This window comes from Xanthomonas sp. 60 (genome assembly GCF_011761925.1).
Genome location: NZ_JAASQW010000004.1, coordinates 299,522 through 311,858, shown reverse-complemented (window position 1 = coordinate 311,858; position 12,337 = coordinate 299,522). Strand labels below are relative to the sequence as shown.

General features: G+C 69.2%; 12 protein-coding genes. 2 read left to right on the top strand and 10 right to left on the bottom strand.

The features are described 5' to 3' along the window. Positions 1–81: 81 nt before the first annotated feature. Positions 82–621 (bottom strand): adenine phosphoribosyltransferase, encoded by a 540-nt coding sequence (locus FHY09_RS11175; RefSeq protein WP_166926942.1) that lies wholly within the window; start codon positions 619–621, stop codon positions 82–84. A gap of 287 nt (positions 622–908) precedes the next feature. On the opposite strand from FHY09_RS11175, the gene FHY09_RS11170 reads away from it, so the two are divergent. Together FHY09_RS11170 and FHY09_RS11165 are read left to right on the top strand one after the other, a co-directional pair. Continuing rightward, positions 909–3,320 carry a membrane-bound PQQ-dependent dehydrogenase, glucose/quinate/shikimate family gene (locus FHY09_RS11170; RefSeq protein ID WP_166926941.1) on the top strand — a complete coding sequence of 804 codons (2,412 nt, stop codon included), beginning with the start codon at positions 909–911 and terminating at the stop codon, positions 3,318–3,320. A gap of 100 nt (positions 3,321–3,420) precedes the next feature. Next, positions 3,421–4,275 carry an IclR family transcriptional regulator domain-containing protein gene (locus FHY09_RS11165; RefSeq protein ID WP_166926940.1) on the top strand — a complete coding sequence of 285 codons (855 nt, stop codon included), beginning with the start codon at positions 3,421–3,423 and terminating at the stop codon, positions 4,273–4,275. Positions 4,276–4,295: 20 nt separating this feature from the next. Here FHY09_RS11165 and pcaC read toward each other — a convergent pair whose 3' ends face one another. The 9 genes from pcaC to FHY09_RS11120 all read right to left on the bottom strand — a co-directional run bounded on the left by pcaC (position 4,296) and on the right by FHY09_RS11120 (position 12,299). Further along, positions 4,296–4,682 carry a 4-carboxymuconolactone decarboxylase gene (gene pcaC / locus FHY09_RS11160; protein WP_166926939.1) on the bottom strand — a complete coding sequence of 129 codons (387 nt, stop codon included), beginning with the start codon at positions 4,680–4,682 and terminating at the stop codon, positions 4,296–4,298. A 6-nt stretch (positions 4,683–4,688) separates the two neighbouring features. Beyond that, the gene (pcaD, locus tag FHY09_RS11155) at positions 4,689–5,501 is read right to left on the bottom strand and encodes a 3-oxoadipate enol-lactonase (RefSeq protein WP_166926938.1); all 813 of its coding nucleotides are present in this window, start codon (positions 5,499–5,501) and stop codon (positions 4,689–4,691) included. Positions 5,502–5,526: 25 nt separating this feature from the next. Continuing rightward, the gene (locus FHY09_RS11150; RefSeq protein ID WP_166926937.1) at positions 5,527–6,870 is read right to left on the bottom strand and encodes a 3-carboxy-cis,cis-muconate cycloisomerase; all 1,344 of its coding nucleotides are present in this window, start codon (positions 6,868–6,870) and stop codon (positions 5,527–5,529) included. 56 nt (positions 6,871–6,926) lie between these two features. Continuing rightward, the gene (gene pcaG, locus FHY09_RS11145; protein ID WP_166926936.1) at positions 6,927–7,490 is read right to left on the bottom strand and encodes a protocatechuate 3,4-dioxygenase subunit alpha; all 564 of its coding nucleotides are present in this window, start codon (positions 7,488–7,490) and stop codon (positions 6,927–6,929) included. A 4-nt stretch (positions 7,491–7,494) separates the two neighbouring features. Continuing rightward, on the bottom strand, positions 7,495–8,205 hold the full coding sequence (gene pcaH, locus FHY09_RS11140) for a protocatechuate 3,4-dioxygenase subunit beta (RefSeq protein ID WP_166926935.1): 711 nt from the start codon (positions 8,203–8,205) through the stop codon (positions 7,495–7,497). 67 nt (positions 8,206–8,272) lie between these two features. Continuing rightward, a complete protein-coding gene (gene pcaF, locus FHY09_RS11135; protein WP_456362785.1) occupies positions 8,273–9,487 on the bottom strand; it encodes a 3-oxoadipyl-CoA thiolase in 1,215 nt (404 codons plus the stop codon). 1 nt (position 9,488) lies between these two features. After that, a complete protein-coding gene (locus FHY09_RS11130; protein WP_166926934.1) occupies positions 9,489–10,136 on the bottom strand; it encodes a 3-oxoacid CoA-transferase subunit B in 648 nt (215 codons plus the stop codon). Next, positions 10,133–10,813 (bottom strand): 3-oxoacid CoA-transferase subunit A, encoded by a 681-nt coding sequence (locus FHY09_RS11125; protein ID WP_166926933.1) that lies wholly within the window; start codon positions 10,811–10,813, stop codon positions 10,133–10,135. Before FHY09_RS11125 ends, FHY09_RS11130 begins: the two co-directional genes overlap by 4 nt. Before the next feature lie 166 nt (positions 10,814–10,979). Beyond that, positions 10,980–12,299: an MFS transporter gene (locus FHY09_RS11120; RefSeq protein WP_166926932.1), complete on the bottom strand. Its 1,320-nt coding sequence runs from the start codon at positions 12,297–12,299 to the stop codon at positions 10,980–10,982. Positions 12,300–12,337: the final 38 nt, after the last annotated feature.

Genomic DNA, 12,337 nt, shown 5'->3' with positions numbered 1-12,337 from the left:
GCGGGGCGGCCTCGCCGCCTCGCACCGGACGCCGGGCCCGTCATCCGGGCCAGCGCCCCAAAGGCCTGCCGTATCCGTGCCTCAGAACCGCAGTTCGGTGTGCAGCGGCAGCCCGGCTTCCCAGCGGCCACGGCCACCGAGGCCGTCAAGCTCCACCAGCACACCCGCCCCGACGACCTCCACGCCAAGGCGGCGGATCAAAGACAGCGCCGCCACGAGCGTGCCTCCGGTCGCCAGCACGTCGTCGATGACCGCCACCCGGGCACCGGCCGGCAGCGCGTCGGCATGCACCTCGATACAGTCGCTGCGGTACTCGAGGGTGTAGTCCTCGCGCAGCACTTTGCCCGGCAGCTTGCCCGGCTTGCGAACCGGTACGAACCCGACACCCAGCTCCAGGGCCATGGCCGCGCCGAGAATGAACCCGCGCGACTCGATGCCGACCACCGCATCCAACTGCAGGTCACGCCAGCGCGCGCTCATGGCCTGGATCGCCGCACGGAAATCATCGCCGTTGGCCAGCAGCGGCATGATGTCCTTGAACAGGATGCCCGGCTTGGGGAAATCGGCGATGTCGCGCAGGCGCGAAGCCCAGGCGGGGACGGCCACGATGGCGTCGGTCATTGCAGCTACCAGCATGTAGGGCGCCATAGGGTAACCGCTCGGCCGGGTGCTTGCCCGTGTGATCGCGGCATCTGCGCGGGTTGCCCGCCTAGGCTTCCCCAGGAACGCCATTTTCGCACGCCTGTGCGATAATCGCCGAAACCGATCTTCCCGTCCTCCGGCCTCGCGATCAGCCTCCTGATCCGCCCTGCCCGGCCCACGGCGCGAGACCCGGTGGTCCCCGCCACGCATGGCGCGCGCGGGCCTTGCCCGTCCTGAGCGGGTTACCGCAACGAGGTTCATTGATCGTGGACGAAACGAAGAAGATTTCCGCGCCGGGTCGGCTGCTGCTGGTCGTAACCGGCCTGCTGGTGGCCCTGTTCGGGCTGGCGCTGCTGCTCGGTGGCGTGCGGCTGCTGCAGTTGGGTGGCAGTGTCTATTTCCTGCTGATGGGTGGGGCGTCGCTGGTGGCAGGTGTGCTGCTGCTGCGACGACGCCCTGGCGGCGCACTGCTCTATGCGGTCGCCTTCCTGGCAACCCTCGCCTGGGCCCTTGCCGATGCCGGGTGGAACTTCTGGCCCCTGGTTTCACGGCTGGTGATGCCGGCCGTGCTGGCGCTGCTGGTGGCGCTGGCGTGGCCGACGCTGCGGCGCAGTCGTGGCGTCCACGCCGGACGTGGGGCCTACGGCGTGGCCGCGCTGCTGCTGGCAGGGCTGGTCGGCACGGCCGTATCCGCCTTCCAGCCACGCCCGATCGTCACCGCCACGGGCGACGTCCCGGCCGTGGTACCGGTGGCGCAGGGCAGTCAACAGCGCGACTGGATGCACTGGGGCAACACCACCGCGGGCACCCGTTTCGCCGCGCTGGACCAGATCACGCCGGACAACGTGCGGACGTTGCAGGTCGCATGGACCGCGCACACCGGCGATGTCCCTGAAAGCGATGGGTTCGGCGCCGAGGACCAGAACACGCCGCTGCAGATCGCCGACACCCTGTATGTGTGCACGCCCCACAACCGTGTGATCGCCCTGGATGCCGACTCCGGCACCCAGCGCTGGGCGTTCGATCCGAAGGCAACGGCACCGAACTGGCAGCGCTGCCGCGGGTTGGGTTACTTCGATGCCAGCCAGCCCGTCGCCGGCGCCACCGGTCCTGCGCCGGTGCCTGCCGTGGACATCCCGGCAGGCGCTGCCGCACTCTGCGAAAAGCGCATTCTGATGACGTCCGTCGATGCGCGCCTGTTCGCGCTGGACGCCGGGACCGGTGCCTTGTGCCCGGATTTCGGCCGCAACGGCGTGGTCGACCTCAAAGCCGGCATGGGCGATGTCAAGCCCGGTTTCTACACGCTCACCGCCGCGCCCCTGGTGGCGGGCGAGCTGATCGTGGTGGGCGGCCGCGTGGCCGACAACATCGAAGTCGGCGAACCTTCCGGCGTGGTGCGCGCCTACAACGTGCGCACCGGTGCGCTGGCCTGGGTCTGGGATCTTTCGAAGGAGACCCCGGACGTGCCGCTGGATCCTTCGATCCATTACACCCGTGCCACGCCCAACGTGTGGACCTCGATGGCCTACGATCCGCAGCTGGGCCTGATCTACCTTCCCACCGGCAACACCACCCCGGACCAGTGGGCCGGTGAACGTACGCCGCAGGATGACAAGTACAGCTCGGCCGTGGTCGCGCTGGATGCAGCCACGGGCAAAGAGCGCTGGGTCTACCAGACCGTCCGCCACGACCTGTGGGACTACGACCTCCCCGCGCAGCCGACCCTGACCGATGTGCCCGATGGCAAGGGCGGCACGCTGCCGGCCCTGCTGCAGGTGACCAAGGCCGGGCAGATCTTCATGCTCAACCGCCAGACCGGCCAGCCGATCACTGAAGTGCGGCAGATCCCGGCACCGCAGGGCAACGCCGAGGGCGAGCGCTACGCCGCCACGCAGCCGCTGTCAGTCGGAATGCCACAGATCGGCACGGAAACGCTGACCGAGTCGGACATGTGGGGCGCCACGCCGATCGACCAGATGCTGTGCCGCATCCAGTTCAAGCAGTTCCGCTACGAGGGCATGTACACCCCCCCGGGCGAGGATCTCGCACTGCAGTGGCCGGGTTCGCTGGGGGGCATGAACTGGGGCAGCGCGTCGGTGGATCCGACCACCGGCTATCTGTTCGTCAATGACATGCGCCTGGGACTGTGGACGAAGCTGATTCCCCGCGCGCAGATGACCGCCGGCGCGGGCGGCGTGGAAATGGGTGCGGCCTCGCAGACCGGCACGCCGTACGGCTCGCTGCGCGATCGCTTCCTCTCCGGGCTGGGCATTCCCTGCCAGAAGCCGCCCTTCGGCACGCTGTCGGCGATCAATCTGGCCACCCACCAGCTGGTCTGGCAGGTGCCGGTCGGTACGGTGAAGGACACCGGGCCGATGGGTATCAAGATGGGCCTGCCGATTCCCATCGGCATGCCGACCCTCGGCGGTTCACTGGCCACCCAGTCCGGCCTGCTGTTCTTCGCCGGTACGCAGGATTACTACCTCCGCGCCTATGACAGCCGTACCGGTGAAGAAGTGTGGAAGGCGCGCATGCCGGTGGGCAGCCAGGGCACGCCGATGACCTACATCTCGCCGAAGAGCGGCCGCCAGTACGTGGTGATTTCCGCAGGTGGTGCGCGGCAGTCGCCCGACCGCGGCGACTACGTGATCGCCTACGCGTTGCCACCGCGGCAGTGACATCCATCGCGCCGCGACGCTGCCTGCTCGCGGCGCGATGGTTCCGCTCCCCCGGCACAGCGCTTACCATGCAAGGTCGACATTGATGAAAGCTGCTGCCATGTCTGCGCCCCCTCCCAGCCGCCGCCCCGGGCGCGCCCCTGCCCCGCCGCCGGACCGTGGCCTCGCCCACGAGCTGATGCAGCAGATCCAGGACTACCAGGGTGATCCGGATTTCATGACCTCGCTCGGTCGTGGCCTTGCCGTGCTGAGTGTGTTTTCGCAGCACCCGCGCGAAGTGACGATGTCCCAGATCAGCACCGATACCGGCATCTCGCGTGCGGCGGTGCGACGCGTGCTGTACACGCTGGTCAAGCTCGGCTACGTCGGTGAGCAGGGCCGCGGCTACGTGCTGCTGCCGCGCGTGCTGGGCATCGGTGGCGCCTACGTGGCGTCGTCCTCGATGACCGCTGCGGCGCAGCCGGTGCTGGATTCACTGCGCGACGACGTCCATGAGTCCTGCTCCCTGGGCGTGCTCGATGGCGATGACATCCTGTACGTGGCGCGGGCGGAAACGGTGCGCATCATGTCAATCGGCCTGCGTGCGGGCAGCCGCCTGCCGGCGTACTGCACATCGATGGGCCGGGTGCTGCTCGCGGCGCTGCCGCGCGACACGCTGGACGGCTACCTCGACCGCACCGCCCTGCGTCCCCGCACCGAGCGCACCATCACGCGCCGGGAGGAGTTCCTGGAGACCCTGGAACGGGTGCGCCGCGAGGGCGTGGCACTGGTCGACCAGGAACTGGAGATCGGGCTGCGCTCGGTCGCGGTGCCGGTGCGGTCGCGCAGTGGTGCGGTGATCGGTGCGTTGAACATCGGCACCCAGGCCGGCCGCGTGGGCCTGGGCGTGATGCAGTCGCAGCTGCTCCCGCGCCTGCGTGAAGCGGCCCGGCAGCTGGGCGCGCTGCTGCACTGAGGTCCGTGCAGCCGCGCGGGTCAGCCCTCGGCGGCCTGCGCTTCCAGGATCGGTCGCGCCAGTGCGAACGCGTGGTTGGCCGCCGGTACGCCGCAGTAGATCGCCGCCTGCAGCAGCGCTTCCTTGATCTGCGCGGCGGTCACGCCATTGTTGCGTGCCGCCTGGATGTGCAGCTTGAACTCCTCGTCGTGCCCCAGGGCCACCATCATCACGATGGTCAGCAGGGAACGGGTGTGCCGCGGAAGACCATCGCGCGTCCACACGGTGCCCCATGCGGTGCGGGTGATGAATGCCTGGAATTCCTCGGTGAACTCGGTGCGCGCCTCCAGCGAGCGTTCGACATGGGCCTCGCCGAGCACCTCGCGGCGTACCGCCAGGCCGGCTTCGTAGCGTTGCTGTTCGTCCATCGGGGTTTACCTTGCTGAGCGTGGGTGGGAAGCCGCTTCGGGCATCGACAGGTGGGTGGCCAGCGCGGCCGTGAACGCTGCGGGCGATTCGAGGTTGCACAGGTGTCGGCCCGGCACCGCCAGCCACTGACCGGACACCACGCCGTCGGCAATCGCACGCAGGTCCGGCGGCGGGCAGACCGGATCCTGATCCCCCGCGATCGCCAGCAGCGGCGTGTCGATGCGGTCCAGTTGCGTGCGGAAATCCGCCGTCGCCACGGCGTGGCAGCAGCCGGTGTAGGCCTCCACGTCCGTGGCCAGAAAGCGCTGCAGGACGTCATCGACCTGGGCAGTGTGCGACTGCGCGAACGCGGCGCTGAACCAGCGCTCGCCGGTCCCGGCCACCAGGGGACGCAGGCCATGCTGGCGTACCTGCGCGATGCGGGCCTGCCAGCTCTCGGCACTGCCGATCTTCGCCGCCGTGGCGGCCACGGTGAGCGTACGCAGGCGGTGCGGGGCGTGCACGCCCAGCCACTGGCCGGTCAGCCCGCCGATGGACAGCCCGCAGAAATGGCTGCGCTCGATGCCCAGTTCATCCCACAGCGCCAGCACGTCAGCGGCCAGGTCCGCGACGTCGAACGGCCCGGGGGGCGCGCCGGACTGTCCATGCCCGCGGCGATCGTAGCGCAGGATGCGGAAGTGTCCGGCCAGCGCGCTCACCTGGGGCGCCCACATGGTCAGGTCGGTGCCGAGGGAATTGCAGAAGGTCAGCCAAGGCGCGTCCGCGGGCCCTTCGGCGAGGTAATGCAGCCGATGCTGCGCGAGGTCCAGGAAAGGCATGCGTGCTCCAGCGTGGAAATGTCGGTCAGCCGCGCGCAAGCACGCGCTGGATCCAGGTTTCGGCCATGCCGCGCCAGCTGTCGGTGGCGAACAGTGCCTCGAGCTGCTCGCAGGACAGCACGGCGCTGACCTCCGGCATCTGTGCGAGCACCTCGCGCAGAGGCGTGCCTTGCGCCAGCGCGCGACGGGCCGCCGTGTCCACCAGCGCGTGCGCCGCCGACTTGCCGATGTGCTCCCCCAGCGTGATCGCCACGGCTTCTGCGTAAAGCAGTCCCCCATGGCTGTCCAGGTGCGCCTGCATGCGCGCGCGATCCAGTTCCAGGCCCTGCACCACCGTGGTCACCTGGGCCAGGCTGCCGGCGCACAGGCGGACGATGTCAGGCAGGGTTTCCCATTCGGCGTGCCACTGTCCTGCCGCGCGCTCGTGCGGTTGTGGCAGCGCGCTGTACAGCGTGGACAGCAGCCCGGGCACGCGGGTGGCGGCGGCGATCGCGGCCACGCAGCCCACCGGGTTGCGCTTGTGCGGCATCGCCGAGGAGCCGCCCCGCCCCTCGCCGGAAGGCTCGAACGCTTCGGCCACTTCGGATTGCATCAGCAGCACGATATCGGTGGCGATCTTGCCCAAGGTGCCGGTCAACAGCGCGAAGACGCTGCCGAGTTCGGCTATGCGGTCACGCGCGGCATGCCAGGGCAGCGCCGGCACCGGCAGCCCAAGCTCCTCGCCCAGCGCCTGGGCCACGTCCAGTCCGCGGGATCGCAGCGAGGCCAGCGTACCGGCGGCGCCGCCGAACTGCAGGACCAGCGTATCGTCTGCCAGCGCGTGCAGCCGTCGCTGGCTGCGCTGCAACGCATCGAGCCAGCCGGCCGCCTTCAGTCCAAAGGTCACCGGCACGGCCTGCTGCAGCAGCGTGCGACCCGGCAGGCCGGTCGCCCGCTCCGCGTCGGCCAGCGCGGCCAGTGCACCGCACAGCACCTGCAGGCGTTCCCGTACCGCCTCGACAGCTGCCCGCACCTGCAGGATCGTGCCCGTATCGATGATGTCCTGGCTGGTGGCCCCCCAGTGCACCCACCGCGCCGCCTCGGCGTCGGCCTGATGCACCTTGGCGGTCAAGGCCTTGACCAGGGGGATGGCGGGGTTGCCGGACAACGCAGTGGCCGCGGCCAGCGCGGGCACCGCGTACAGATCCGCCCGGCACGCCGCGTCGATCGGCGCCAGCGCACGGGCGGGAACCACGCCACAGCGCACCTGCGCACGTGCCAGCGCGCGCTCGACATCAAGCATGGCCTGCACGCGGGCGCTATCAGTGAAGCATGCATCGACGGCAGGGTCGCCGAACAACCCCCCGAGCAGGGAATGAAAGTGGCTCATCGAAACAGTCCATCCAGGGTGATGCCAGCTTACGCGTGCCCGCAGCCCAGCGACGCTCAGTACGCGAAGAACACGGTCTCGTCCGGACCCTGCATGCGCACGTCCCAATGGTAGGCGCCGTTGCCCTGCGCCCGGGCCAGGAGCGTGTGGCGGCGCTCGGCCGGCACCCTCTGCAGGATGCCATCCTCGCCGTTGGAGGCGTCATCACCGAAGTACAGGCGCGTGCGCGTGGCCTGCAGCAGGCCGCGCATGAACACCAGGATGACCAGGTGCGGTGCCTGTGGCTGCCCGCGCAGGCCAGGCACGCGACCTGGCTTGACGGTGGTGAAGGCGAAGCGTCCCTCCGCGTCGGTCGGCACCCTGCCCCACCCGTTGAACGCAGGGTCATGCGCCTGCTGGCGTGGGTCTTCGGCATGGGCGTAGATGCCCTGCGCGTCGGCCTGCCAGATCTCGAGCACGGCGTCGGACACCGGCACGCCATCGCCGTCGAACACCTGCCCACTGACCTCCACGCGCTCGCCCAGGGCCTGGGGTGGTGCGATCTCGGTGCGGTACAGCGGCTCCAGGCCCAGACGGTAGTACGGCCCGACGGTCTGCCACGGGGTGGATTGAAAACTCATGTGCTTACTCCCAGACGGTCATCTTGCGACCGCGCAGTACGATGTCGAAGCGGTAGCCGAGCGCGAATTCGTTGGCGGTGTTTTCCCAGTCGAAGCTGGACACCATGCGCGCGCGCGCCTTGGCATCGTCCACGCAGTTGTAGATCGGGTCATGGTCCAGCAGCGGATCGCCCGGGAAGTACATCTGCGTGACCAGGCGCTGGCCGATGCCTTCGCCGTGCAGCGAGAAATGGATGTGCGCCGGGCGCCATGCGTTGTAGTGGTTGCGCCAGGGATAGGCGCCGGGCTTGATGGTGGTGAAGCGGTAGCGGCCTGCATCGTCGGTCAGGACCTGGCCGGTGCCGGTGAAGTTGGGATCCAGCGGTGCATCATGCTGATCGCCCTTGTGCAGGTAACGGCCGGCGGCGTTGCACTGCCAGACCTCGACCACCGTGTTGCGCACCGGGCGACCGTTCTCATCCAGCACGCGTCCGCCGACGATGATGCGCTCGCCCAGGGGCTGGCCTGCGAAGCCGGCGGTCAGGTCAGCCGCATGCGCGCCAAGCGTGGTGCGGTCCAGGCGGGGGCCGGTCACCTCCGAAAGCGTCACCGGAATGCTGATCGGATCGGTACCCGGGCCGCGCTTGGCGGTGGATGCGTAAGGCAGGTGGATGCGCTGCGGCTGGCTGCCGGGATACGGCGTGCGGTAGCCGCGCAGGTCGGTGGGATCGCTCATGGCGTACTCCTGTTGGCGGGCGGCCGGGCGGCCGCGGCTGTCATGCAGATAACGGAATCGGACGGGCTCACACGCGCTCGATGGCCAAGGCCACGCCCTGCCCCACGCCGATGCACATCGTGGCCAGGCCACGACGGCCGCCGCTGGCTTCGAGCTGGCGCAGCAGGGTCAAGGCCAGGCGCGCGCCACTCATGCCCAGCGGGTGGCCCAGGGCAATCGCACCGCCGTTGGGGTTCACGTGCGCGGCGTCGTCGGGCAGGCCGAGCTGGCGCAGGCAGGCCAGGCCCTGCGAGGCAAAGGCCTCGTTCAGTTCGATGGCATCGAAATCGGTGAGGGCCAGGCCCAGCCGTGCCATCAGCTTCCGGCTGGCGGGCACCGGTCCCATGCCCATGATCGCCGGTTCCACGCCGGCGCTGGCAAAGCCGAGAATGCGCGCCCGCGGGGCCAGCCCGAGCGCCTTCACCTGCGCACCGGAGGCGAGCAGCAGCGCGGCCGCACCGTCGTTGATGCCCGAAGCGTTACCGGCGGTGACCGAGCCCGGCTGGCGGAACAGCGGCTTCAGTTTGGCCAGGGCCTCGGCGGTGGTGTCGCCGCGCGGGTGTTCATCGCGGTCGACGCTCACGGTTTCGCCGCGTCTGCGGCCCGGTACGTCCACCGCCACGATCTCGCCCTCGTAGAAGCCACGTGCCTGTGCAGCAGCGGTGCGCTGCTGGCTGCGCAGCGCGAAGGCATCCTGGTCCTCGCGGCTGATGCCGTAACGCTCGGCCACGTTCTCGGCGGTCTGGCCCATGGTCTCCACACCGTGCAGTTCACGCAGGCGCGGATTGATGAAACGCCAGCCCATGGTGGTGTCTTCGATCTGCTGGTCGCGGGCGAAGGCCGCGTTCGCCTTGCCCATCACCCATGGCGCACGCGACATCGACTCCACGCCGCCCGCGATGGCCAGGCCCAGCTCGCCGGCGGCGATGCCGCGCGCCACCGTACCGATCGCGTCCAGCCCGGAGCCGCACAGACGGTTGATCGTGCTGCCGGGCACGCTCACCGGCAGGCCGGCCAGCAGCAGGCTCATCCGTGCCACGTTGCGGTTGTCCTCACCGGCCTGGTTCGCACAGCCGAGGTAGACGTCTTCGATCAGCGCCGGGTCCAGCTGCGGGTGGCGCGCCAGCAGCGCCTTCAGCGGAATCGCGCCGAGGTCGTCGGCGCGCACACCGGAAAGCGCGCCGCCGTAGCGGCCGATCGGGGTACGGATGCCATCGACGATGTAGGTCTCGTGCAGGGGCATTTCAGGCTCCCTCGGCCAGTGCCAGCGGCAGGCCGGTCAGTTCACGCAGTTGATCGATGTCCACGCCCTCGACCATTTCCAGCACGGTCGCGCCGCCGGCACCAAGGTCGAACACTGCCACATCGGTATACACGCGCGACACGCAGCGCAGGCCGGTCAGCGGATAGCTGCATTCGGCCACCAACTTGCTTTCACCCTTTTTGGTGAACAGTTCCATCATCACGAACACGTGCTTGGCACCGATGGCCAGGTCCATCGCGCCGCCCACGGCGGGAATCGCGTCGGGCGCACCGGTGCTCCAGTTCGCGAGATCCCCGTGCTCGGACACCTGGAAGGCCCCGAGCACGCAGATGTCGAGGTGGCCGCCGCGCATCATCGCGAACGAGTCGGCGTGGTGGAAATAACAGCCCCCGGTGAGCAGCGTCACCGGCTGCTTGCCGGCGTTGATCAGGTCAGGATCCTCCTGGCCGGGTGCAGGCGCCGGTCCCATGCCCAGCAGGCCATTCTCCGACTGCAGGAAGATCTCCTTGTCCGCCGGCAGGAAATTGGCCACGGTGGTCGGCAGGCCGATGCCGAGGTTCACATACGCGCCCTCGGGAATGTCGCGCGCCACGCGTGCGGCCATCTGTTCGCGGCTCAAGCGTTTCATGCCTGCACTCCTTCCGCGCCGACCGCGACCACGCGCTGCACGAAGATGCCGGGCGTCACCACGGCTTCCGGATCCAGCGCACCCAGCGCCACCACTTCGCGCACCTGCACGATGGCACAGCGCGCGGCCATCGCCATGAGAGGGCCGAAGTTGCGTGCGGTCCTGCGGTAGACCAGGTTGCCCCAGCGGTCGCCGCGATCGGCCTTGATCAACGCGTAATCTGCGTGCAGCGGGTACTCGAGCACGTAGTGGCGGCCGTCGATCTCACGGCTCTCCTTGCCCTGCGCCAGCTCGGTGCCGTAGCCGGTGGGGGTGAAGATCGCGCCCAGTCCCGAGCCCGCCGCGTGGATGCGCGCGGCGAGGTTGCCCTGCGGCACCAGCTCCAGCTCGATCTCGCCGGCGCGGTAGGCCGCATCGAAATGCTGCGAATCGGCCTGCCTCGGGAACGAGCAGACGATGCGGCGTACCCGCCTGTGCTTGATCAACGCGGCCAGGCCCGTGTCACCGTTGCCGGCATTGTTGTTGATGATGGTCAACTCGCGCGCCCCCTGCCCGATCAACGCCTCGATCAAGCAGTCAGGCATGCCGGCGGTGCCGAACCCGCCGATCATCACGGTCGCACCATCGGGGATATCAGCCACGGCCGCCTCGGCATTGGCTACGGTCTTGTCGATCACTGCATTGCTCCTTCCACCACGCCGGGCTGCGCCGCGGCGGCAGGGCGTGGTGCGACATGCGGGGTTGAAGCGGGAAGGGATATCGTCGTCAGCGCGATCCGTAACGTCAATTCGATATTCGAACCAATATGCGATAATCGAACATCGCGCGCTGACACCACCTTTCTCATGTGCGCGCCTGCCCAACGCCGACCCGCAGCTTCAGGCAGGCCCATGCGGCCAGCGCCAGCGGCAGCGCGCATACCACGTAGAGCGTGGCCGGCCGCCAGCCGGCATCCACCAGCAGCCCTACCGTCAACGGCGACATGATCGCCCCGACACGCCCGATGCCGATCGCCCAGCCGAGCCCGGTCGTGCGCACATCGGCGGCGAACACCACCGGCGCTGCGGCATACAGCCCGGCCATCGCCCCGAACAACGCCGCGCCGATGACGAACGCCACCGGAAACGCGATGCCAAGTGCGGTGTTGAACGCCGCGAACACCAGCATCCCGAGCAGGGCCACCACGAGCGTGGCCGCGGTCAGCCGCGACAGCGCCATGCGCGATGCCAGCCACCCGAACAGGCTGCCGCCGACGATGCCGCCGAGATTGAGCAGCACGCCGCCGGTGATGCCCTGCTGTTCGGAAACGCCGGAGGCGACCAGCAGCTTGGGCGTCCAGCTGAGCACGAAATAGAACGCGAACATGTGCAGGAAGAACGCCATCGCGATGAACACCGCCACCCGACGCAGGTCGCCGCCGAACAGGGCGGCGTACCCCTTGCGACGTGCCGCGCGCGCCGGCGGCGGCGGCAGGGCGTGCAGCGCCGGCATCTGCATGCGGGTCAACAGGGCGTTGAGCCGCGCCAGTGCATCGGGCGGGCGGCGCGCCACCAGGAAGTCCAGTGATTCGGGCAGGCAGCGAAGCACCAGGGGAATGCACACCAGGGACGCCGCAGCGCCGGTCAGGAACACGCTGTGCCAGCTGAAGTGCTGCAGCATCCACGCCGCCAGCACGCCGCCGAGGGTGGCACCGATCGGGTAGCCGGTGGCCTGCAGCGCCACGGCCGTACTGCGCCACTTCAGGCTCGCGTACTCGGCGGTGATCACCCCCACGCCGGCCAGCATGCCGCCGATGCCCACGCCGGTGAACACGCGCAGCGCGGCAAGCTGCCATGCACTGGCGGCCAGCGCGGACAGCGCCATGCCGAGGGTGAGGATGAGCAGGCAGCACAGGATCATCGGCCGCCGCCCCCAGCGGTCGGCCAACGGCGCAAGCAGGAACGAACCCAGCGCCATGCCGACCAGTCCCGCACTGAGCATCATCCCGAGCGCCTTGCCGGACAGGCTCCAGTCGCTGGACACATGCGGCGCGGTGAAGGCCATGACCATCACATCGAAGCCGTCGAGCATGTTCAACACCACGCAGATGGCGATGGCGGTCCACTGGAACGGGGTCATCCGTTCGAGCGCCAACGGCGAAACGGGGACGGCGGCATGGCTCATGCGGTGCACCTGCGGGAGTGGACGGGAGGGCGGGACAG

Coding starts and splice junctions, on each gene's coding strand:
- pcaD (WP_166926938.1), bottom strand. CDS start 5,501: ATGCCTTTCCTGGACCTCGCGCAGCATCGGCTGCATTACCTCGCCGAA.
- FHY09_RS11175 (WP_166926942.1), bottom strand. CDS start 621: ATGACCGACGCCATCGTGGCCGTCCCCGCCTGGGCTTCGCGCCTGCGC.
- FHY09_RS11120 (WP_166926932.1), bottom strand. CDS start 12,299: ATGAGCCATGCCGCCGTCCCCGTTTCGCCGTTGGCGCTCGAACGGATG.
- pcaH (WP_166926935.1), bottom strand. CDS start 8,205: ATGAGCGATCCCACCGACCTGCGCGGCTACCGCACGCCGTATCCCGGC.
- pcaF (WP_456362785.1), bottom strand. CDS start 9,487: ATGCCCCTGCACGAGACCTACATCGTCGATGGCATCCGTACCCCGATC.
- pcaG (WP_166926936.1), bottom strand. CDS start 7,490: ATGAGTTTTCAATCCACCCCGTGGCAGACCGTCGGGCCGTACTACCGT.
- FHY09_RS11130 (WP_166926934.1), bottom strand. CDS start 10,136: ATGAAACGCTTGAGCCGCGAACAGATGGCCGCACGCGTGGCGCGCGAC.
- FHY09_RS11150 (WP_166926937.1), bottom strand. CDS start 6,870: ATGAGCCACTTTCATTCCCTGCTCGGGGGGTTGTTCGGCGACCCTGCC.
- pcaC (WP_166926939.1), bottom strand. CDS start 4,682: ATGGACGAACAGCAACGCTACGAAGCCGGCCTGGCGGTACGCCGCGAG.
- FHY09_RS11165 (WP_166926940.1), top strand. CDS start 3,421: ATGTCTGCGCCCCCTCCCAGCCGCCGCCCCGGGCGCGCCCCTGCCCCG.